Annotated in this window: 20 protein-coding genes; 13 read left to right on the top strand and 7 right to left on the bottom strand. The window is 65.6% G+C overall.

Going from position 1 to position 19,261, the window contains the following annotated elements:
- Positions 1 to 18: 18 nt before the first annotated feature.
- Positions 19 to 1,338 carry a glucose-6-phosphate isomerase gene (locus ACFR9U_RS02970; RefSeq protein WP_247376852.1) on the bottom strand — a complete coding sequence of 440 codons (1,320 nt, stop codon included), beginning with the start codon at positions 1,336 to 1,338 and terminating at the stop codon, positions 19 to 21.
- A 111-nt stretch (positions 1,339 to 1,449) separates the two neighbouring features.
- On the opposite strand from ACFR9U_RS02970, the gene ACFR9U_RS02965 reads away from it, so the two are divergent.
- The 3 genes from ACFR9U_RS02965 (at position 1,450) to ACFR9U_RS02955 (ending at position 4,415) form a co-directional block, all read left to right on the top strand.
- On the top strand, positions 1,450 to 1,995 hold the full coding sequence (locus ACFR9U_RS02965; RefSeq protein ID WP_247376854.1) for a hypothetical protein: 546 nt from the start codon (positions 1,450 to 1,452) through the stop codon (positions 1,993 to 1,995).
- A 46-nt stretch (positions 1,996 to 2,041) separates the two neighbouring features.
- Complete coding sequence (locus ACFR9U_RS02960; RefSeq protein WP_247377559.1) at positions 2,042 to 2,506, top strand: DUF5812 family protein; 465 nt, start codon at positions 2,042 to 2,044, stop codon at positions 2,504 to 2,506.
- Positions 2,507 to 2,645: 139 nt separating this feature from the next.
- Positions 2,646 to 4,415 (top strand): histidine kinase N-terminal 7TM domain-containing protein, encoded by a 1,770-nt coding sequence (locus ACFR9U_RS02955; RefSeq protein WP_247376857.1) that lies wholly within the window; start codon positions 2,646 to 2,648, stop codon positions 4,413 to 4,415.
- On the opposite strand, the gene ACFR9U_RS02950 is transcribed toward ACFR9U_RS02955, so the two are convergent.
- The gene (locus ACFR9U_RS02950; protein ID WP_247376859.1) at positions 4,416 to 4,769 is read right to left on the bottom strand and encodes a hypothetical protein; all 354 of its coding nucleotides are present in this window, start codon (positions 4,767 to 4,769) and stop codon (positions 4,416 to 4,418) included.
- A 300-nt stretch (positions 4,770 to 5,069) separates the two neighbouring features.
- On the opposite strand from ACFR9U_RS02950, the gene secF reads away from it, so the two are divergent.
- Positions 5,070 to 5,960, top strand: a complete 891-nt coding sequence (gene secF / locus ACFR9U_RS02945; protein WP_247376860.1) for a protein translocase subunit SecF — start codon at positions 5,070 to 5,072, stop codon at positions 5,958 to 5,960.
- Positions 5,957 to 7,507, top strand: a complete 1,551-nt coding sequence (locus ACFR9U_RS02940) for a preprotein translocase subunit SecD (RefSeq protein ID WP_247376862.1) — start codon at positions 5,957 to 5,959, stop codon at positions 7,505 to 7,507. Before secF ends, ACFR9U_RS02940 begins: the two co-directional genes overlap by 4 nt.
- A 228-nt stretch (positions 7,508 to 7,735) precedes the next feature.
- Here the strand turns inward: ACFR9U_RS02940 and rnhB are convergent, their stop codons facing one another.
- The 4 genes from rnhB to ACFR9U_RS02920 all read right to left on the bottom strand — a co-directional run bounded on the left by rnhB (position 7,736) and on the right by ACFR9U_RS02920 (position 10,952).
- Positions 7,736 to 8,383, bottom strand: coding sequence for a ribonuclease HII (rnhB, locus tag ACFR9U_RS02935; protein ID WP_247376864.1), 648 nt, complete (start codon positions 8,381 to 8,383; stop codon positions 7,736 to 7,738).
- A 63-nt stretch (positions 8,384 to 8,446) separates the two neighbouring features.
- Positions 8,447 to 8,632, bottom strand: a complete 186-nt coding sequence (locus ACFR9U_RS02930) for a hypothetical protein (protein ID WP_247376866.1) — start codon at positions 8,630 to 8,632, stop codon at positions 8,447 to 8,449.
- Positions 8,633 to 8,701: 69 nt separating this feature from the next.
- Positions 8,702 to 10,000, bottom strand: coding sequence for a tRNA pseudouridine(54/55) synthase Pus10 (locus tag ACFR9U_RS02925; protein WP_247376867.1), 1,299 nt, complete (start codon positions 9,998 to 10,000; stop codon positions 8,702 to 8,704).
- 52 nt (positions 10,001 to 10,052) lie between these two features.
- Entirely contained in the window at positions 10,053 to 10,952 is a 900-nt protein-coding gene (locus ACFR9U_RS02920) for an esterase/lipase family protein (RefSeq protein WP_247376869.1), read from the bottom strand.
- Between the two features lie 241 nt (positions 10,953 to 11,193).
- Between ACFR9U_RS02920 and ACFR9U_RS02915 the strand changes: the two genes are divergently transcribed.
- The 5 genes from ACFR9U_RS02915 (at position 11,194) to ACFR9U_RS02895 (ending at position 15,433) form a co-directional block, all read left to right on the top strand.
- Positions 11,194 to 11,448: a hypothetical protein gene (locus tag ACFR9U_RS02915; protein WP_247376871.1), complete on the top strand. Its 255-nt coding sequence runs from the start codon at positions 11,194 to 11,196 to the stop codon at positions 11,446 to 11,448.
- An 83-nt stretch (positions 11,449 to 11,531) separates the two neighbouring features.
- On the top strand, positions 11,532 to 13,106 hold the full coding sequence (locus ACFR9U_RS02910; protein WP_247376873.1) for an SLC13 family permease: 1,575 nt from the start codon (positions 11,532 to 11,534) through the stop codon (positions 13,104 to 13,106).
- Between the two features lie 113 nt (positions 13,107 to 13,219).
- On the top strand, positions 13,220 to 14,770 hold the full coding sequence (locus tag ACFR9U_RS02905) for an aldehyde dehydrogenase family protein (protein WP_247376875.1): 1,551 nt from the start codon (positions 13,220 to 13,222) through the stop codon (positions 14,768 to 14,770).
- A 138-nt stretch (positions 14,771 to 14,908) separates the two neighbouring features.
- On the top strand, positions 14,909 to 15,178 hold the full coding sequence (locus tag ACFR9U_RS02900) for a type II toxin-antitoxin system HicB family antitoxin (RefSeq protein WP_247376878.1): 270 nt from the start codon (positions 14,909 to 14,911) through the stop codon (positions 15,176 to 15,178).
- A 3-nt stretch (positions 15,179 to 15,181) separates the two neighbouring features.
- Positions 15,182 to 15,433: a type II toxin-antitoxin system HicA family toxin gene (locus ACFR9U_RS02895; protein WP_247376879.1), complete on the top strand. Its 252-nt coding sequence runs from the start codon at positions 15,182 to 15,184 to the stop codon at positions 15,431 to 15,433.
- A 52-nt stretch (positions 15,434 to 15,485) separates the two neighbouring features.
- Here the strand turns inward: ACFR9U_RS02895 and ACFR9U_RS02890 are convergent, their stop codons facing one another.
- Positions 15,486 to 16,139, bottom strand: coding sequence for a helix-turn-helix domain-containing protein (locus ACFR9U_RS02890; RefSeq protein ID WP_247376881.1), 654 nt, complete (start codon positions 16,137 to 16,139; stop codon positions 15,486 to 15,488).
- Positions 16,140 to 16,315: 176 nt separating this feature from the next.
- On the opposite strand from ACFR9U_RS02890, the gene ACFR9U_RS02885 reads away from it, so the two are divergent.
- The 3 genes from ACFR9U_RS02885 (at position 16,316) to ACFR9U_RS02875 (ending at position 19,246) form a co-directional block, all read left to right on the top strand.
- A complete protein-coding gene (locus ACFR9U_RS02885) occupies positions 16,316 to 17,254 on the top strand; it encodes a ferritin family protein (protein WP_247376884.1) in 939 nt (312 codons plus the stop codon).
- 54 nt (positions 17,255 to 17,308) lie between these two features.
- Positions 17,309 to 18,163, top strand: a complete 855-nt coding sequence (locus ACFR9U_RS02880; RefSeq protein ID WP_247378074.1) for an undecaprenyl-diphosphate phosphatase — start codon at positions 17,309 to 17,311, stop codon at positions 18,161 to 18,163.
- Positions 18,164 to 18,388: 225 nt separating this feature from the next.
- A complete protein-coding gene (locus ACFR9U_RS02875) occupies positions 18,389 to 19,246 on the top strand; it encodes a CheF family chemotaxis protein (protein WP_247376888.1) in 858 nt (285 codons plus the stop codon).
- Positions 19,247 to 19,261 lie beyond the last annotated feature (15 nt).

Raw genomic sequence — 19,261 nt, 5'->3', positions numbered from 1 at the left:
CCCCCGTTAAAAAAGGTACTATTTGACGAGCAGTTCCGTCTTCTCGGCGACGGCGTCGGCCTCCTCGAAGTCGCCGCCACCGAGCAGGCCGCGGGCGGCGCGCTTGCCCCACTCGACTGCCGGCTGGTTGAACGTCTCGATGTCGTACAGCTCGCCGGCGAGGATGCAGGCTGCCTCCATGCCGTAGAGGAGTTCGCCCACGCTCTCGGCGTCGAGTCGGTCGAGTTCGATCCGGACGTTCGGCCGGCCGGCGGCCGCGAGGCTCGCCTCCGTCGCCTCGAACTCGGCGTCCAGGAGTTCGCCCAGCGACGACCCGCCCAGATAGGCGAGTCCGTCGATGTCCGTCTCGGGGATCTCCCGGTCGGCGCGCTCGCGAGCGCGCACCAGCGTGACCATCTTGTCTCGGGGGCCCGCGCGGTAGAGCTGGAGCTGGGAGTGCTGGTCCGTCGCACCGAGCGCCCGCGCGGGCGTCTGACCGAGCCCGTCTTTCCCCAGGCTCTCGGCCCACAGTTGGGCGAACCACTCGGCGAAGTACTCCAGGCGCTCCTCGTAGGGCATCATCGCGGTGATCGACGCGCCGCGCTGATCCAGCGCGTAGCTCACGGCCCCGTACGCGTAGGCGGGCGACTCGAACAGCGATCCCGCGAGCGAGTCGGCGCCGGCGCGACCGCCCTCGATGAGTCCCTCGATATCGTGGCCCTGGATGGCAGCGGGGACGAGCCCGACGGCCGAGAGCGCCGAGAAGCGACCGGGGACGCCCTCGGGAACGTCCAGCGCGGGCATGTCGTGGCGGTCGGCCAGTTCGCGCAGCGGGCCCTCCTCGCCGGTCGTGACGACGGTCCGCTCGGTCCAGTCGACGCCCGCCGCTTCCATCGCCTCGCGGACGACCAGAAAGTTCGACAGCGTCTCGGCGGTCGTCCCGGAGCGCGAGACGACGTTGACGGCTGTCCGGTCGAGCGGCACTTCGGCCAGGATCTCGCGAACCCGTGCGGGATCGACGTTGTCCAGCACGTACAGCGGGGCTGCGTCTGCGTTCTCGCCGTCGGCAGAGAGGCCGCCGAGCGCCTGCGAGACAGTCGCTGCGCCCAGGGCGCTGCCGCCGATGCCGACGGTGAGGATGGCCTCGGCGTCCGTGAGCGGTTCGACGGCGTCCTCGATGGCCGCGGCGTCGGTTCGCTCGGGGAGGTTCAGCGAGGCGTAGCCGAACTCGTCGTCGGCCCGGCCCCGTTCGATGCGCTCGTGGGCGCGGGCGACGGTTTCGTCGAGCTGATCGAGCGCGTCCCGGGAGACGCCGGGGGAAGCGACGCTCGCCAGTGCGTTACCGATGTCGACTCTCATACCCGACCCTGGTCACCGCCTGGAGAAAACACTTCCTCGTTGGATCGGCACCCCGGCTCCCGCGAACGGCAATCGCGTTCCTTAACGGGGCTGGGGTGCTACGGGGAGCCAATGACGGAGGCGGCGAGCGGCGAGACACCGAACGAGGAACGCACAGCCGACGAGGACGCCTACAACGGCGTGTTGGGCGCGTTCCCGTACGCGATCCGGGCCAGCGAGTCGCTGCTGTTCAAGACGTACGGCGTCATCGGTGGCCTGCTCGCGGGCCTCATCGCGTTCCTGTTTACGCTCTCGCTCGTCGGTATCGTCGCCAACACGACCGGGACCGCGGGCGGCGTGTTCTCCTTTTCCCGCGCGTTCGTCATCTTCGTGGGGTTCGTCGTCGTGTTCCCGCTGATCGCACCGGTGCTGTCGGTCGCGCGCCGACACCGCCGGACCGGGTCGACGCCACGCTACGACGCCGCGCTCGGGCTTGCGGGGTACGTGTTCGTTCTCTCGCTGTATCTGGCGTTGCTTCTCTCGATCCCGCCGGAACAGCAGGAGCCGACGTCGAACGCGGTCGTCCAGTTGTTCTACGACCTGCCGGGGATCTACGGACTGGTGCCGCCGACGCTCGCCGGGCTCGTCCTGTATCTCGTGCACCGGCGCCTGACGTGAGGGCGGATCGGTGACGAAACCGGGAAAAAGCACCAGTCCCTACCGGGTGGCAATGAAAGACGGGACGTTTCTCGTGACGCACGTCGACGAGGAGTCCGCCGTGGTCCAGGACGTGGCCGACGGGCAGGTCCACACGCTCGCTGAGTGCGACGACTTCGCCGTCGGTGAGGTCCTGGACGCGACGCTCGAACCGGAACCGCCGATGGAGGTCACCTGGCGGATCGCGGAGGAGAGCCGTCGACGGACGATCCCGGTCGAACACAGCGAGGAACCGCCGACCCAACAGGCGCGCGACCTGGCGGCCGACCAGCAGGTCGGCGATCTCACGACCCGGGAGCGGGCTGGCGAGGGCGAAGTCCACGTGCTCACCGTACCAGCCGACCAGACGGCCGACGCGGCCGAGGAAATCGTCGAGGACGAGGAGACGCGCGCTCGGGCGGCGCGGCTCGACGTCGCGCACGTCGAGGTGCGGGCCGCAGACGGCGTCGTCAGCGTGCGATACCTGCCCTGAGACGCTGTCTCTCCAGGTCGGCGCTTCCCCCTGTTCGTGTACTTAAATATAACCGGAAGCTACCGGCTGTATTCTTAATGAGATAGGGGCGTAAGCGACTGTTACGTCCGCGGGGGCGTAGGGGGAAGTAGCAAGTCGCGTGTTTGTTTCACCGTACATCCTGGCGCTCGCCGTCTCGGTGGCAGTTGCGCTCGGGTTCGCCGTCGTGACGTGGCGACGACGGCCCGAACCGGGCACGACAGCGCTGACTGTCCTTCTCGTCGTGGTCGCGCTCTGGATCGGTTGGTACGCCATCGCGCTCTCGCTCCACGACCGGCTGTTTCGGCTCCAGATCCATCGGTGGGTGTTGGTGCTGTCGGTCGGCACGCCCGTCGCGTGGTTCGTCTTCGCGCTGCAGTACACGGGCCACGGCGACGAGGTCACGCGCGGCACCGTTGGCGCGTTGTCGGTCCTTCCGGCAGTCACTGCCACGCTCGCCGTCACGAACCCGTGGCATCACCTGGTCTGGACGGACACTGATGTCGTCACCGCTGGCGGGTTGCTGCTCGTCGAACAGTCCTACGGGATGGCGTTCTGGGTCCATCTCCTCTACGCGTACACGCTGGTGCTCGCCGGCGTCGTCCTGTTGCTCAGGCTCGTGTTCACGGCTGACCACCTGTTTGCCGATCAGGCGCTCGCCCTGCTCGTCGGGGCGCTCGTCCCGCTGGTGGCGAACCTCGTCTCGATCGCCGGGCAGGCCCCCGTCCCGGGTCTGGATCTGACGCCGTTCGCTTTCACGGTCAGCGGCGTGACGTTCGGCTACGCGCTGTACAAGTCGGAGCTGCTGGATCGCATCCCGGCGACGCGTCGCATCGGCCGCACCGCCGTCGTCCGGAACATGCGTGACGGGGTGGTCGTGCTCGACGACGGCGACGTCGTCATCGACGTCAACCCCATCGCCGAGGAACAGTTCGACTGCGAGGCGGCCGACGTCATCGGTCAGCCGGTTCAGGAGATCCTCCGGGACCCGACGTTCGAGGTCCCCGAGAGCGGGACCACCGTCGTCTGGTCGGCACCGGGGCCGCTGGAGTACGAGATCAAAAGCTCGGTGCTGCGCGACCAGCACGACCGCACCGTCGGCCGCGTCCTAGTGGTTCGGGACATCACCGACCGGACGAACCGCCGCCAGCAACTCCAGGTGTTGAACCGCGTGTTGCGGCACAACTTCCGGAACGACATGAACGTCATCGACGTCTGTGCCACGCAGCTGAGCGATCAGCTACACGGGGAAAACGCCGAACTGGCGGATCGCATTCGGATGGTCGCCCGGGACCTGGCCGAGACGGGGACGAAAGCCCGCGAAGTCGAGCGCATCATGTCGCGACGCCACAACGACCCGCAACCGATCGACCTGTCGCCGCTGGTCAAACGCCAGGTCGACACCATTCGCCACGAGTACCCCGAGATCGACGTCGAGACGGCGGTCCCCGACTCGCTCGAGATCCGCTCGACGGGGATTCTGGAATCGGTACTTCACAACGTCCTGGAGAACGCCGCCGTCCACAACGACCATCCGGACCCCTGGATCGAGGTGGCCGTCGAGGAGTTCCCGACCGCCCAGGAGATCGAGATCACGGTCGCCGACAACGGGCCGGGCATCCCGGACCAGGAACGCGAGGTGCTGATCAAAGGGACGGAGACGCCGCTGGAACACGGGAGCGGACTGGGGCTCTGGCTGGTCAACTGGGGCGTGTCGATGCTCGGCGGCGAAATCGAGTTCACCGACCGGGCGGGGGAGGCGGATGCCGGTGACGGGTCCTCGGACCCCGACGACGGGCCGCGCGGCAGCGTCGTCACCATCACGATCCCGCGTCGCCAGCCTGTGGCCCCGACGGGGGCTGCTGACCAGTCGCCGGTCGACGCGAACTAGTTACTGGGTCGGGCCGCCGGCGCTCTGAACGCGCCAGCCGCCCTGGACGTCGCAGGCTTCTCGAACCTCGTACTCGATGCTCGTTTCGTTCGTCACGCGCGAGCCTCCCTCGACTCGTTCGATCTGGAGCGGGACGTCCAGGCTGTTGCCACAGCAGCCGACGCCGACGAACTCCGGCCAGGTGTCGCCGGATTCGGCGGTGTCGTGGGTTTTCCGGAGATACGCTTTGAAATGAGGCGTCGCTACCTGGTCTCTGCCCCACGCCGAGAGGTCGGCGGGGTAGGAGACGGTGACCCGACGAGCGACTGTTTCCGTCTCCTCGCCTGCCTCGTGGGTGTCTCGTTCGGATACCATACGTCCCCTACGGATTCGAGGGAGAAAGCCCTTGGTCGCGGGTGTGACGTGCCCGGGGAACTGCCGTCTCGTGCACTGACCTCGCGGAAATCCCGCGACGGCTGCCGGGTGACGTCGCTGCCAGACAGTGCGGCTCAGTTGTCTGATCCCGTCGGACTGGTATCGAGGCGAGAGTCAGCTACGTCTCGGACGGTCGCGCGCGAGTGACACCGAGATAAGAAGGCTTATTCGGGGCTGTTGCAATCCACGGCGTATGGTGGAGTTCGAGGTACCGGCAGCCGGGCGCAGGGGGTGGTCCGGATGAGCGTGAGAGACCTGCCGGACCGCTTACCCGAGATCGACTACACGAAGTACACGAACCGCCAGCTGGCGGCGATTCCGCTCGCCGTGCTGGGCGTGTCGTTGTTGATCCTCGTCGGTTGGTCGCTGTTCGTCACTGGCCAACCAGCGAGTCCCGGCTCTCCGGTTGATTTGGGAATCGCGTTCACCGGAGGCACAGAGGTACAGATCGTCGCGACCGACTCGCCGTCGGCAATCGAGAGCAATCTCGGTTTCCAGGTCGATTCGGTCCAGCCGGTTCGCGGGAGCGACCGGTACATCGTGACGACCCAGTCGACCAACACCGAGCAGATCCAGAGCGCGATCAGTTCGGCCGGGTACGAACAGATCTCGATGAGTGAGACGGCCGCGAGCTTCGGGGCCGACTCCGTCCAGTTGGCGTTGATGGGCATCGCCGTCGCGTTCGTCGGGATGAGTCTCGTCATTTTCATCCTGTTCCGGACGTTCGTCCCGTCGATCGCCGTCGTGATCTCGGCGTTCTCCGACATCGTGATTCCGATCGCGCTGATGAACGTCTTCGGCATCAAGCTCTCGCTGGGGACCGTCGCCGCGCTCCTGATGCTCATCGGTTACAGCGTGGACTCGGACGTGCTGCTCAACAACCACATTCTCCGTCGGCGCGGGGGCTTCTATGAGTCGACCTACCGCGCGATGCGAACGGGTGTGACGATGACGCTGACTTCGATTTCGGCGATGGCCGTGATGACCATCGCGGCGTACCTGATGGGCATCCCGCTGTTGCCCGAAATCGGGATCGTCCTGGTCTTCGGCCTCTCGGCTGACCTGATGAACACGTACATGCTCAATCTCAGCCTGCTTCGCTGGTACAAGTACGAGGGGGTCAAGCAATGAACCTGCGCGAGAACTGGCGCGTCGTCCTGCTGGTCGTGTTCGTCGTCGCCAGCGGGGTCGCGTTGCTCGCACCGGCCGTCAGCGGCGGTGACGGCGCCACTGGATTGCAGTACGGCTTGGAACTGTCCGGCGGGACGAGTATCCGCGCGCCGCTGGTCGGGATGACTGCCGAGAACGTCAACATCAGTCAGACCGTCGAGAACGAGAACCAGAAGCGCGCGGCGCTCGCGAATGCGCTGAACGTTTCGGAGAGCGACGTGACCTTCAGGGCGCGCGAACGCGCGGTGGAGGTGTACTCCGACAACGTCACCGAACAGGCGTTCGTCACTGCGCTCAACGACAACGGGTTCGACGTGGCCGACGACGACGTCCGTTCGGGCGTCACGCAACAGACTCGTGAAGACGCGGTCGCGATCCTCGACGAGAAGGTAAACCAGGCCGGACTGACCGGCGGCGGTGCGCGGTTGACCACGTCCGGAACCGGGCAACACTTCGTCGTCGTCGAAGTGCCCAACGCGAACCGGACCGAGGTGTTGAACCTCATCGCGGACCGCGGGCAAGTCGAGATGGTGGCGCACTTCCCGGCCGACAACGGGAGCCACCGCCAGGTGACGCTGCTGACCAACGAGGACTTCGTCAACATCGGGTCGGCACAGCCCCCGAACCAGGCACAGCCTAATCCGTACGTCTCCGTCGCGCTGACCGACGAGGCCGCGCGGAACTACTCCAACGCGATGCAGCGGTTCGGCTTCACGAGTCAGGACGGCATCGCGAACTGTCCGACACGGACTGCGCTCCAGGACCCGCAGAACGCCTCCGGCTACTGTCTGTACACCGTTCAGGACGGCAGAGCCGTCTACGCGGCGCAGATGAGCCGTGGGCTCGCGGGGTCCATGGAATCCGGCGACTTCGTGAAGGACCCGTCGTTCGTCATCACCGCGACGAACATGACCGAGGCACAGCAGCTCTCGGTCAACCTCAAGGCCGGTGCGCTGCCGACGGAACTGGCCATCGACGATGGGACGACCTACTACCTGCAGCCGAGCCTCGCCCAGGAGTTCAAGGTGTTCTCGGTGATCGCGGGCCTGGTCGCCTGGCTCGCGGTGAGCTTCGTCGTCTTCCTCCGCTACGGCAGTCCGCGGGTCGCGGTGCCGATGCTGGGGACGGCGGCCGCCGAGGTGTTCCTGCTGCTCGGCTTCGCGTCGACGGTCGGCCTGGCGCTCGATCTCTCGCACATCGCCGGGTTCATCGCCGTCATCGGGACGGGGGTGGACGACCTCATCATCATCGCCGACGAGATCTTACAGGAGGGTGACGTCGCCACCGGCAGGGTGTTCCAGAACCGCTTCAAGAAGGCGTTCTGGGTCATCGGCGCCGCCGCGGCGACGACCATCATCGCCATGAGCCCGCTGACGGTGCTGTCGCTGGGTGACCTGACCGGGTTCGCCATCGTCACCATCGTCGGCGTCCTCATCGGCGTGCTGGTCACGCGGCCGGCCTACGGTGACATCCTCCGGAACCTCATGCTCGACGAGTACGAGGAGTAACCGACGACGCTGCAGTCGTCCGATTCCGAACGGGTTTCTCGCGATTCGTCCGCTGCGTTCGCAGGTGTTTTCAAAACGAGAAAACGCTCCCTGCCTTTTGTGTAGCTGGGTGTCGTACGTTCAGGCGCGGCCAGACGCCCCCAGCGATCCTGGCCCCACCCCCCCACACCACGTGGCGTTTCCCCCCAAACGCCACATTTCCCCACTTCCAGGCACTTTTCCTGCTGCTCAGAACTCGTCGAGACCCGTCTGTGCGGCGGCCGCGAGCACGTCCTGGCTGGTTTGCCAGGACGCCCGGGCACAGGACGGGAGCTCACCGTGGTCGCTGACGTACGCACGGAGGAACTCGCGGGTGGCCGGATCGCTCGGGTAGCCGCTCCCCACGTCGTCGTAGCTGTCGTGCCGGGCGGCCAGGTTTTCGACGTGCGCGTCGCGAGCGACCTTCGCGATGATGCTCGCTGCGCCGACGAGGGCGTACGTTTCGTCGGCTCCGTGTTCGGCGACGACGTCCAGGTCGGCAGCGACGTGGTCCCCGACTCGTCGGCCGAACCGGGCGGCGTCGGTGTCGCCGGCGTCGACGGCACCACGGTCGCCGTCTCGCGCGACCGCGTCGAGGGCGTCGGCCTGGGCGGCGACGGTGAGCGTGTTCATGTCGGTCTCGGGATCGTCGATGCGGTCCGGCGGAATCTCGGCGAGGCCGACGGTCACGCGGTCGTCCGCGCGGAGCGCGCTCGCGAACTCCTCGCGACGAGCGACCGAGAGGTTCTTCGAGTCGTCGATGCCCGCGGGGAGCACCGCCGGGTCGGCACGCACCGCCGCGGCGAACATCGACCCGAGGACGGGTCCCTTGCCGGCTTCGTCGACGCCGAATTGCATGCTGTCGGCTGGTCGGCCAGCGACGGGAATAAAGACGGTGGGTTCGCGACTGTCTCGGCCGGGTCAGTCGTCCAGTTCCGGCTGCTCGATTTCGGGTTCGTCGATCTCGACCTCCCCGATCGGTGGCGCTTCGATGTCGACTTCCGGTGGCTCGTCCGCGCCCTCAGCCTCGTCGGTTTCGGCTTCGGCTTCGGCGGCTTCCCACTCGGCCTCCCAGTCGATGACTCCGTCTCCAAGATGGTGGCACATGGTATCTCTCCTCACTATCTGTGAGGTCGTTCAGGTCCCTAAACGTTGTTGCGGGAAAGAAATACGGCGCTACGATTCGGCTTCGTGCTGGAAGAACTCGGGGAGCGCGAACGGCTCCTCCTCGCCTTCGACGTCGAGGACGTCCAGTGCGGTGACGACGGCTCCGACGCCCAGCAGGCCGGACAGGCTGGGATCGGTGCGCCCCTCGTCGCCCGAGACGAGTTCCTTCACGTAGAGGCCGCCCTCCCCGTGAACTTCGAGGGTGGCGTGCGTGTCGTCTTCCAGCTCGCCGTCGATACCGTACACCTCGCGGGTCCGCGTGATGTCCGCGCGGCGATGGGACACCCGCTGGGGCGTGTCCTGATGGATTGTCGCGCCGTCGAGTTCCGCGAGGGCGGCGTCCAGTTCGTCGGCGGTGACGGCCTCGTCGAACTCGACGGCCATCCGGTAGGTCTTCGAGGCGTCGTGTTCCTTGACGCGCTCGACCATGTCGTGGGTCGCCAGCCGCAACCCCTCGACTTCGACTTTCCCCTCGGCGAACTCGTTGATCTCGTCCTCCAGCTCCTCGGGATCGACGTCACGGGTCCGGGGCTCCTTGACCTCGATGACGAACGGGCGGCCGCCGCCGAGCATCAGCGCGTCGACGTCCTCGCGGCCGGCGCCGTGGAAGACGGCCTCTTCGCCGTCCATGGCATCCAGGACGACCGGTGCCGACAGTTGCTCGACGCTCTCGTCGTAGCGAAAGCCCGACCCGCCGCAGCCCTCACAGGTCGCGCCGCGCTTGAGGCCGGTCCCGCCGCAGTCGTTGCAGGGCCACTTCGTCTGGGGGATGTCCCGTTCGAGTTTGCGGTAGCGGCCGTAGACGAACGCGGAGTTGACCTGGACGTCGAGTTCGTCGGTGGCCAGGTCGAGCAACACCAGCACGTCCGGGCGCTCGAAGTCGACCTCGGTGTCGGTGAGGCGACCGAGACGCTTGCCGACTTCGCGGTTGAACTCGCTTTTGAGGAGTTCGCCGGCGTCGGGTTCGAGGCCGACGTCCTCCCGCAGCAACTCGTCGTTCTCTTCGAGCAGCGGAGGCACTTTCGTCCCGGTCTGGTAGGTGGCGAAGTCGTAGTCCCTGACGGCGTGGGCGGCGCGGTCTGCCCACTCGTCGTAGCGCTGGCATTCGCCTTCACACACCCAGCACTCGCCGTCCGGTTCGAGGTCGTCGATCGGCTCGTCGTCGTCGAGGGCGACCGCCACCCGGAGCGAGTGGCCTCGCTCGACGTTAGTCAGTCCGAAACTCCGGTCGGCGACGAGCCGACCGAGACACGCGTCACAGAGTGGCCCGGTGTCGATCGCGCGCCGGGCCGTCTCGAGGACAGTCATTACCCCTCTCAAGGCGGGGCGGCCGTAATTCCCTTGCCCTTCGCTTCGGCGACTACGGACGCGCGGGCTCGTCCCCGTCGTCGCTCTCGGACCCGAGGAGCGCCCTGAAGTTGTACGGCTTCTGGCCGCTACACCACTCGAAGACGTGCTCGATAGCGGGGAGACTCGCCCGGACGCCGTCGTGGTCGGCCGTGATGGCGACGTTCTCCGCGCCCTCCAGCGCGGGGCTGTCCAGGCAGTTCCAGAACAGCGGGTCGTCGGTCCCCCGGAGGGTGTAGTAATCCACGTCGCCGGGCGTCTCCTCGGCGTTGAGGTCGGCGAGGGGATGCTCGGACAGGCGGTGGTAGTCCTTCCGGAGGAAGCGACTCATCTTGTACGTGCCCGTGGTGAGGCCGGCCCGGACTGCCATCGAGTTCAACACCGTGCCGTGGTTCGCACCGGCGAGGCCGACGAACGTGTCGACCCAGTCGTACCGGTCCTCGCGGTGGAGCCAGTAGCGGGTGCCCGTGACGCCGAGACTGTGCGATACGACGGCGACGGACGACGCGCCGGTGTACTCTCGAACCCGGGCGACGAACGCGTCCAGTTGGTCTGCCATCTCGTCGTGGGAGGGACTCCCGCTGCCGAACGTGATCGCCCAGAGGTCGTCGCCGCCGTACGATCGGTTCCGGAAGAACTCGGCGTGGACGTCCCAGTCACAGGCGTCGCGCTGGTTCCCGTGCACGAACACGACCGGGGTCTGCTCTGTGCCTGGGTCGGTTCCGTGATGCTCGTGCCCGCCCCACCCGCCGTAGCCCTCCGTCGCCCAAGGGAGCCGCGCGTCGCTCGTTCGGTCGTGCGCGCAGTCGCGACGACAGCCGTCGCGCCGCCGACAGCGCCGCAGTTCCATGAGGTTCGACGTGAGTTTCCCCAGCAGGCCCGGCGATCCTGCTGGCCCCCTATCAGTAGACATACGTGTCTTGTGTGAACGTGTGTCATATATACTTATGTGTTTACAACGATCGCAAAGCAGCGAAAATAACGACCTATGTCAGTCGAGAGGGTGGTTGGAGTTACCGAAAATTTGCTGAGCAACTGATTTGGTTAACGACGACTGCTAATCATCGGAGTGTTGCACCTGTCTTACTGGCGCGGACTCGGGTGGCGCGTCAGGTGCGAACGTTTTTACGCCGTTTCACGTTTAGTGTCGACTGATGGAGTCGTCAGAGGAGTCCGCAGCGATCGACGTCGGCGAGATCTCTCCCGACGCCTGGCGATTGCTGCGTACGGCCGCTGGCTACGAACAGCGGACCGTCGAGAAGGAAGTCGACGATCTGATGCAGGCCCACATCTCGATGCTAGAAAACGGGAGTCGCGGCCTGTCCGCTTCGCGCCGGCACGCGCTCTTCGAGTTGTACAGCGCCGAACTTTCCGCCGATCAGATCGAAGCGCTCGTGACGCACTTCTGAGGTCACTCGTTGCGCGGTGTGGTAACGCATCTATCAGAGAAAGCAAATGATAAATAGAGGGGTTCTTTGAGATACGTGTATCAATGATACAGCTGCAGACGGACTCGGAAAAGGGTAAATTAGCCGTTTTCGCGATGGCGTTGCTCGGTGCTGGACTGATCGCATTCGCCGCTGATCCGGCGAACCTATCGACGAAAGGACAATACGCGATCGCGACGATGTTCTTCGCTGCGGTACTGTGGGTGACAGGTGCGATCCCGCTGGCCGTGACTGCGCTGTCGATCCCGGTGCTACTGACTGCCTTCGGCGTGTACGACAACATGGACGCGGCGTTGACGGGCTTTGCCGACCACCTCATCTTCCTGTTCATCGCGGGGTTCATGATCGCGAACGCGCTCCAGAAGTACAACATCGACCGCCGGATCGCGCTGTGGATCATGACCAAGATGGGGTCGTCCCCGCGGCGGCTCATCCTCGCCGTGATGCTCGCGACGGCGTTCCTCTCGATGTGGGTCTCGAACACCGCGACGACCGCGATGATGACGCCCATCGCGCTGGGCGTCCTCGCGCAGGTCATCGGGCGCGACGAGTTACAGGAAGCGGAAGACAGCGAGGAGGCGTTCTCGAACATGCAGATCTCGATGCTGCTCGGGACCGCCTACGGGGCGAGCGTCGGTGGCGTCGGGACGCTCATCGGGACGCCGCCCAACGCGGTGCTCGCGACCCAACTCAACGCGATCCTCGGTTACGAGATCGGCTTCGTCGACTGGCTCGCGATCGGCCTGCCGGTCGTCGCCGTCACGCTCCCGCTGGTCTGGTACCTGCTCACCTTCCGCCTCTACCCGCCGGAGATCGACGACGTCAGCGACGCACGTCAGGAAGCGCGCAAGTACCTCGAGGAGGAGGGCTCGCTCTCCCCGCGCGGCCGCCGCGTCGCCTACATCTTCGCGACGACCGCCGGGCTGTGGGTGCTGGGCGGGCTCGACCTGCTCGTCGAACGGCTCGGTATCCTCCCCACCACGTGGTTCAACACGCTCTTTGGCACCTCCGAAGGGATGACGGTGCTGGGCGTCACCGGCCACCAGGGACTGCTCTACTACGTCATGGTCGGGATGTACGCCATCCCCGCGCTCGTGCTGGCCGACACCGTCGACTGGGAGGACATCGTCGACATCGACTGGGGCACCATCCTGCTGTTCGGTGGTGGGATCGCGCTGGCCGACGCGCTCGCGGCGACCGGCGCGACGAAGTGGCTCGCCGAGACCATCTTCGGCTCGCTGACCGGCGCGCCCATCATCCTCGTCGTCGGCGCGGTCGTGCTCGTGGTCGTCCTCCTCACCGAGATGACCTCGAACACGGCGACGTCGACCATCATCGTCCCCATCCTGATCGGGATCGGCGGCATCTTCGCCACCACGCTCGGCCTCTCTGAAGTCTCCGCGGCCGTCTTCCTGGCAGTCAGCGGCGCGATCGCCGCCAGCTTCGCGTTCGCGCTCCCGGTCGCGACGCCGCCGAACGCCATCGTCTTCGGCAGCGGCCACCTCAAGCAGCGCCACATGATGCGCGCCGGGATGGTCCTGAACGTCCTGATGACGCTCGTGCTCACCGGCCTCATCTGGCTGATGTTCAAGTTCGTCTGGCCGGTGATCCTCTTCTAGTCGCTGACCGCTACTGACGCTGATTTCTTTCTCCGCTGCACGCGCCATTTAAAAATGCGAGTTATTGAGGCACTACCCCTAACTCCGCTTCTGGTGAAGGGTTCTCACATCGCATGCAACGCGACTACTTCGACAAAGCACGGGTGGCCGTGGGGGACTCGATCGCGGAGAAACACGCCGACGTCGCGGCGGACGTCATCGACGAGGACGAATACGGGCACCTGATCGGCGGGGACTGGGTCGATTCGACGAGCGGCGAGACGATGGAATCGGTCGATGCGACGACCGGCGAGACGCTCGCTCGGTTCCAGGACGGGACCGCCGAGGACGTCGACGAGGCCGTCGACGCCGCCTGGGACGCCTTCGAGAAGTGGGATCAGGTGTCGCCGCAGATGCGCTCGGAGAAGCTGTTCGAGATCGCCGACCGCCTCGACGAGCGACGCGCCGAGATCGCGCGCCTCGACAGCCTCGAAGTCGGCAAGGCCAACCAGCACTCGGCGTTCGTCGACCTGGAGATCGCCATCGAGCAGTTCCGCTACTTCGGCAGTCTCTGTCGCACCGCCGACGAGGGCCGTCGGCCGCCGGCCAGCGACGACCGGTTGACCTACACGCAGAAAGAGCCCTACGGCGTCGTCGGCCTCATCAGCGCGTGGAACTTCCCGGCGATGTTCGTCGGCTGGAAGGTCGCCCCCGCTCTCGCAGCGGGCAACACCGTCGTCTACAAGCCTTCCTCGCGCGCGACGCTGTCGACCCTGGAGATGGCGCGCACCATCCAGAACGTGCTGCCCAACGGCGCGATGAACGTCGTCACCGGTTCGGGCAGCGAGGTCGGGAACGCCATCTCCCAGCACGAGGGCGTCAAGAAAGTGGGACTGACGGGCTCGACGCGGGCCGGCCAGTTCACCATGGAGAACGCCGCCACGCAGATCAAGCCCGTCTCGCTCGAACTCGGCGGGAAGTCCCCGAACATCGTCTTCCCCGACGCCGACGTCGAGAAGGCCGTCCAGGGCACCATCATCGCCTCCTGGTTCAACGTCGGTCAGCAGTGTACGATGGGCTCGCGCCTGTTCCTCCACGAGGACGTCAAAGCGGAGTTCATGGAGAAATTCATCGAGGCGACGGACGACCTCACCATCGGCGATCCCCTGTCCCCGCTGACGGACGTCGGCCCGCTCGTCGACCACGACCACCTCGAAGAGGTCCAGTCGTACGTCGACACCGCGGTCGAGGAAGGGGCGACGCTGGCCTACGGCGGCGAACAGCCCGACGACGAGGAGCTGCAGGGTGCCCCCTATCTGAAGCCGACGATCCTCACCGACGTGGAGAACGACGACACCGTCGCCTGCGAGGAAGTGTTCGGCCCCGTCCTGTCTGTCATCGAGTGGTCGGACTACGACGAGATGATGGCCCAGGCCAACGACACGATCTACGGACTCGCGTCGGGCGTCTGGACGACCGACCTGGACAACGCCAAGAAATCCGCCGACGACCTCGAAGCCGGCACTGTCTGGATCAACACCTGGAACGACATGTTCGAGCCGAGCCCCTACGGCGGCTACAAGCAGTCCGGGATGGGGCGGGAACTCTCCGAGGAGACGCTCGAGGACTACCAGCAGACGAAGTCGGTGACGATGAACTTCGGCGGCCTGCCGAAGATGGGGTGAGGTCGGTAGCGGTCTTTGTAGAGGTGTGCGTTGACATCATGTGCTCGGTGGTCTTCACAGTGTACCGGCACCCAACTCCGCTGAGCGATTCTGTTCGAGCCGAACGCTTATACTGGTCATCCTGCAACTAGAACTGAGATGGCCAGTTCGACGCGGAACGGGGAGCCACACGAAGAGGAGATCCGACTGTGGCGCGAGGACGACTGGTGGGTCGCGAAGGACGTCGAAACGGGTGTTACGAGCCAAGGTGAATCCCGAGCGGCCGCGCTCGATAACCTCGACGAGGCCGTGGCCCTTCACGAGGGCGAGATCGGGCGTGAACCCACTGACGAAGAACTGCGCGAGCTAGGCATCGACCCCGAGGACAATACGACTGACGACGGAGCGCCGCCAGACGTCCTCAACTAGTCGATGGGCCGTCGACCGTTCTCTGGCATGGAGGTCGTGAAGGTGCTGGTCAACGTCGGTGGGTTCGAGTGGCGACGCACGGCCGGTGACCACGCGCAACTGTACTACGAACACCCGACGAACGAAGACGATCGTCGGCAGGTGACGGTTCCGCTGCACGACGAACTCCGAGTGGGGACCCTCCGGAACATCGCCGAGAGCGCAGGTGCACGGGACTTCGAGGACTTTTGTAACTGGATCGACCGGAACTCGTAGCTGGCCAGTGGTGAATCCCTGAATACTGGATCGAACTTGAACGACCGAGATCTCATCCTGGAACGATCTCTTTCAGAATTCGCGATTCGATCTTGCGGAGGTGTTCGCCGACGGTGACCGGGGCGAGATCCAGTTCGGCGGCGACGTCCTCGTAGGTCGCGTTCCGCGGCACGTCGTAGTAGCCGGCGTCGATCGCAGTGACGAGAATCTCGCGCTGGCGGTCGGTCAGCCTCGAGAACAGCTGTCGGTCGTCGGGGTGGTACTCGCCCATCGTCTCCAGTTCCACGTCGATGCTGTCGGGAATGAGGTCGATCGATCGGGTGATGGTCGCCTGTTCACCGATCGACCTGACGCGGATCCCGCCGTCTTTCAGGCACTCGATGGGCGTGTCGACGACGAGGCTGTACTCCTGTGGGAGTCGGAACAGGGTGTCGACCGTCTCGTTGGGCTGGAAGTGGATGTACGCGATGAGGTCCTGGCCGTCGCCCGAGATGCTGTGCGTGAGCACGTCGGCGTGGTTCCCCATGATCTCCCGCGCTCGGTCGAGGTCGCCCTGCAACTGGTAGAGGAAGACGATGGTCCCGTCGTCGAGCTGGTTGATGTGGTGGATGGCGACTCGCTCGACCTCGGCGGCGTCGAGGAGCGCCCTGTCGGCCGGATGAAACCCCTCCCGCCCTGGCCGCAGCGCCAACTCTGCGCAGCGCATGTCAATCAAGACGGACTACCCCCTCTTGTCTTTCGGGGTTCGTTCAATTTTCCGCTATCTCGCCCGAAAACCGGGATTTTCACCGTCGAATACGCGGTGTGGGAGTGCGGGATAAAGGCCCCAACATACGTTTGCAGCACGGATAGGGCCGTTTCCGGCGTTGGTCGTGGTGTACGATGACACAGGTAGAGGACGCCAGCCGCGACATGCGGCTCGATCCGGACTCGTTCGCACAGGGCTACTTCGAGAACGCCGTGTACCGTCACTGGGACCCCTACGAGATCGAGGGGCTCGCCGAAGACAAGGAGAAGTTCCTCGAATACGAACCGACCGAGGCGGAGTTCGAGGAGTTCCGGACGGCCGTCTCGCGGTTCGGGGCGGGTGAGGAGGCGGTGACGGAGGACCTGATGCCGCTGGCCCTGGTCTTTGAGGACATCAACGATCAGATGTTCCTCTCCAGTCAGATCTACGAGGAAGCAAAGCACACCCAGTTTTTCGACCGGTACTGGCGCCAGGTCGTCGACCCCGTCGCCGAGGAACTGGGGTACGAGCAGACCAACCCGACGGCTCAGCACTACTTCAACGACGACTACGTCGCGCTGTTCGACAAGACCGAGGCCGCGATGGAACGGCTCCTGACCGAGGACACGCCCGAGAACCGCGTGACCGCCTACTGCCACTACCACCTGACGGTCGAATCCGTGCTGGCGCAGACCGGCTACTACGGCTTCCAGTCGGCGTTCTCCGACGGGGGATCCGACGAGGTGGCGCTGCGCGAGTGGCCCGACCTCGACGGCATCGTCAACGGGATCACCAAGATCCGCAGCGACGAGGGTCGCCACGTCGGCTTCGGGATGCACAAGGTTCGCAACGCGGTCCAGCGCGGCGAGGTCGACGAGCAGGTCGTCCAGGACACGCTGCAGGACCTGATGCCCCACGTCGCCGGGACGGTCAGCGACTTCGGCGACGCGATCGACCCGACGCCGCTGGTCACGTACGCGCGCGACAAACTGACGCGCCGTATCGACATCATCACCGACGCCGACGCCGAGGTCCCGCCGGTCCACGAACTCGTCGACATGGACGAGCGCGAGGCCGGCGCGACCGCCGACTGACGACCTGCGTTCGCTAACCGAATCGCCTTTCTCTCTCCGGTGTGCTCGCCCGGTATGGACGAGTGGTTGGTCGCCGTGCTCGTCGGCGTCGTGCAGGGTGCCCTGGAGTGGTTGCCGGTCTCCAGCGAGGGGACCATCGCGCTGACGCTGACGATCGTCGCGGACGCGACGCCGGACGCGGCCGTCAGCTACGCGCTCTTTCTCCACGCCGGCACCGCGATGGCCGCGACGGTCTTCTACCGGGACGAGATCGTCGACGTGCTCCGAACGCTCCCGGGACTGCGACCCCGGTCGGCGTTCGAGCGGCCGACGGCTGACCTGGCGTTTCTGGGCGTCGGGACCGCGGTCTCCGGCGTCGTGGCGATCTCCGCGTACAAACTCCTCGAACACCTGGTGTCGGACCTGACCGGCGGTGCGTTCGTCGCGCTCATCGGCGGGCTGTTGATCGTGACTGGCCTCGTCCAGCGCGTGGCCGAGTCTCGCGGTGGTGGCCTCGTCCAGCGCGTGGCCGAGTCTCGCGGTGGTGGCCCCGACAAAGAGCGACCGACGCTGTTCGACGCGGTGCTCGTCGGCGGGCTCCAGGGGCTGGCGATCCTTCCCGGCGTCTCTCGGTCGGGAACGACGGTCAGCGCGCTGCTCCTGCGGGGCTACGAGGGCGTCGACTCCCTGCGACTCTCCTTCCTGCTCTCGATTCCGGCGGCGCTCGGTGCCGGCGTGTTGGCTGTCCTCGACACGGGCGTTGCGGGCATCTCGCCTGGGGCTGCGGTCGTCGCGCTCGCCGTCAGCGGCGTCGTCGGGTATCTGACCGTCGGCGCGCTGGTCGCGCTCGCTCGTCGCGTCGCGTTCTGGGGCATCTGCATCGGGTTCGGCTCGCTGGCAGTCGTCGGGGGCGCGCTCCTGGTGTTGTAGGTCCGAACGCCGTTTCCCGAACCGTTGCGTCGACGACGGCGTCAGTGACGCCAGCGGGCGTCGGCTGCGACGTTCGTATCGAAACTGAAAACGTTCCGGCAACATTTATCTTATCGAACTGGTAGATGGAGACGACTAACGTCGCGAGAGTGCTCCCGTCGTCCCGCGCGACCCTGCTCACATGAACGAACTGCCTACTGTCCGTCGGGGTGTTCGCCAGTACGTATGAGCGACGGTGAACAGAAACTGCTGGACACGCAGGGGGATTATCTGTACGCCGTCAAGGACGGACAGGTCAACGACGGGGCGTCGTGGCGGTCCTGCCGGCTCGTGTTGACGAACAAGCGGCTCGTCCTGGCAACGAGCGGAAACAAACAGACGGTGCCGATTGCCAAAGTCGAGATCGAAGAGGACCCACCGGACATCGACGCCACCGAGTACATGGCCGACATCACGGCGGTGTCGGTCGGTGGGAACGTCATCTTCCTCTCGGTTCCCGACGGCACGCTGGACGTCGAGGTCTGTCGGGCGATCCTCCACGACGAAGTCATCCTGGTGAAACACCCGGCGGTGAAAGGCGGCGTCGTTCAGGAGGCCGACTGGGAGAAAGCGCAGTTCCGGTACGTCGACGACACGATCAAGATGGCGCTCTCGGACGGCCGCCTCTCAATCGACGTGGACAACGTCGGCAACATCGACACGACCGAGAAGACGGTCCGCGACAAGTCTCGCCTGGTCGTCTCCGTCGAACACACCGAAGACGATCTGAGCGTCGAAACCTACCTCACTGGAACGAACGCGCATACGAACGCGCTGGACTCGCTGTTTTCGACGGCAGTCGAGAAGAACGAAGCCAGCGTCGAGCAACTTGACGAACAGGAGAGTCAGGTACTCATGGCGCTGTACTCTGGCGTGTCGCCGTTCGAGATGTCCGAGTTCGTCGGCATCCCCGTCGACGAGGTCGAGGACGCCTATCAACACCTCCTGGAGATCGGTGCCGTCGACGAGGTCCGCGTGCGGACGGAGGTCGAACTAAATGCACGTGGCAGAAATATGGCGAGCGACGCAATGAGTGACCAGTAGTAGGTCACTAACCGG

It is taken from the genome of Halorientalis brevis, assembly GCF_042678165.1.
Taxonomy (GTDB): Archaea; Halobacteriota; Halobacteria; order Halobacteriales; family Haloarculaceae; genus Halorientalis; species Halorientalis brevis.
The sequence above is the reverse complement of the archived record's forward strand: the minus strand, read 5'-3'. Positions and strand labels throughout refer to the sequence as shown.

Bases quoted from the DNA above. Each gene is read 5' to 3' on its own strand.
- ACFR9U_RS02900 (WP_247376878.1), top strand. From the start codon at position 14,909: ATGGCCAGTTCGACGCGGAACGGGGAGCCACACGAAGAGGAGATCCGA.
- ACFR9U_RS02875 (WP_247376888.1), top strand. From the start codon at position 18,389: ATGAGCGACGGTGAACAGAAACTGCTGGACACGCAGGGGGATTATCTG.
- secF (WP_247376860.1), top strand. From the start codon at position 5,070: ATGAGCGTGAGAGACCTGCCGGACCGCTTACCCGAGATCGACTACACG.
- ACFR9U_RS02895 (WP_247376879.1), top strand. From the start codon at position 15,182: ATGGGCCGTCGACCGTTCTCTGGCATGGAGGTCGTGAAGGTGCTGGTC.
- ACFR9U_RS02905 (WP_247376875.1), top strand. From the start codon at position 13,220: ATGCAACGCGACTACTTCGACAAAGCACGGGTGGCCGTGGGGGACTCG.
- ACFR9U_RS02925 (WP_247376867.1), bottom strand. From the start codon at position 10,000: ATGACTGTCCTCGAGACGGCCCGGCGCGCGATCGACACCGGGCCACTC.
- ACFR9U_RS02915 (WP_247376871.1), top strand. From the start codon at position 11,194: ATGGAGTCGTCAGAGGAGTCCGCAGCGATCGACGTCGGCGAGATCTCT.
- ACFR9U_RS02890 (WP_247376881.1), bottom strand. From the start codon at position 16,139: ATGCGCTGCGCAGAGTTGGCGCTGCGGCCAGGGCGGGAGGGGTTTCAT.
- ACFR9U_RS02885 (WP_247376884.1), top strand. From the start codon at position 16,316: ATGACACAGGTAGAGGACGCCAGCCGCGACATGCGGCTCGATCCGGAC.
- ACFR9U_RS02950 (WP_247376859.1), bottom strand. From the start codon at position 4,769: ATGGTATCCGAACGAGACACCCACGAGGCAGGCGAGGAGACGGAAACA.
- ACFR9U_RS02880 (WP_247378074.1), top strand. From the start codon at position 17,309: ATGGACGAGTGGTTGGTCGCCGTGCTCGTCGGCGTCGTGCAGGGTGCC.
- ACFR9U_RS02940 (WP_247376862.1), top strand. From the start codon at position 5,957: ATGAACCTGCGCGAGAACTGGCGCGTCGTCCTGCTGGTCGTGTTCGTC.
- rnhB (WP_247376864.1), bottom strand. From the start codon at position 8,383: ATGCAATTCGGCGTCGACGAAGCCGGCAAGGGACCCGTCCTCGGGTCG.
- ACFR9U_RS02910 (WP_247376873.1), top strand. From the start codon at position 11,532: ATGATACAGCTGCAGACGGACTCGGAAAAGGGTAAATTAGCCGTTTTC.
- ACFR9U_RS02970 (WP_247376852.1), bottom strand. From the start codon at position 1,338: ATGAGAGTCGACATCGGTAACGCACTGGCGAGCGTCGCTTCCCCCGGC.
- ACFR9U_RS02930 (WP_247376866.1), bottom strand. From the start codon at position 8,632: ATGTGCCACCATCTTGGAGACGGAGTCATCGACTGGGAGGCCGAGTGG.
- ACFR9U_RS02965 (WP_247376854.1), top strand. From the start codon at position 1,450: ATGACGGAGGCGGCGAGCGGCGAGACACCGAACGAGGAACGCACAGCC.
- ACFR9U_RS02920 (WP_247376869.1), bottom strand. From the start codon at position 10,952: ATGTCTACTGATAGGGGGCCAGCAGGATCGCCGGGCCTGCTGGGGAAA.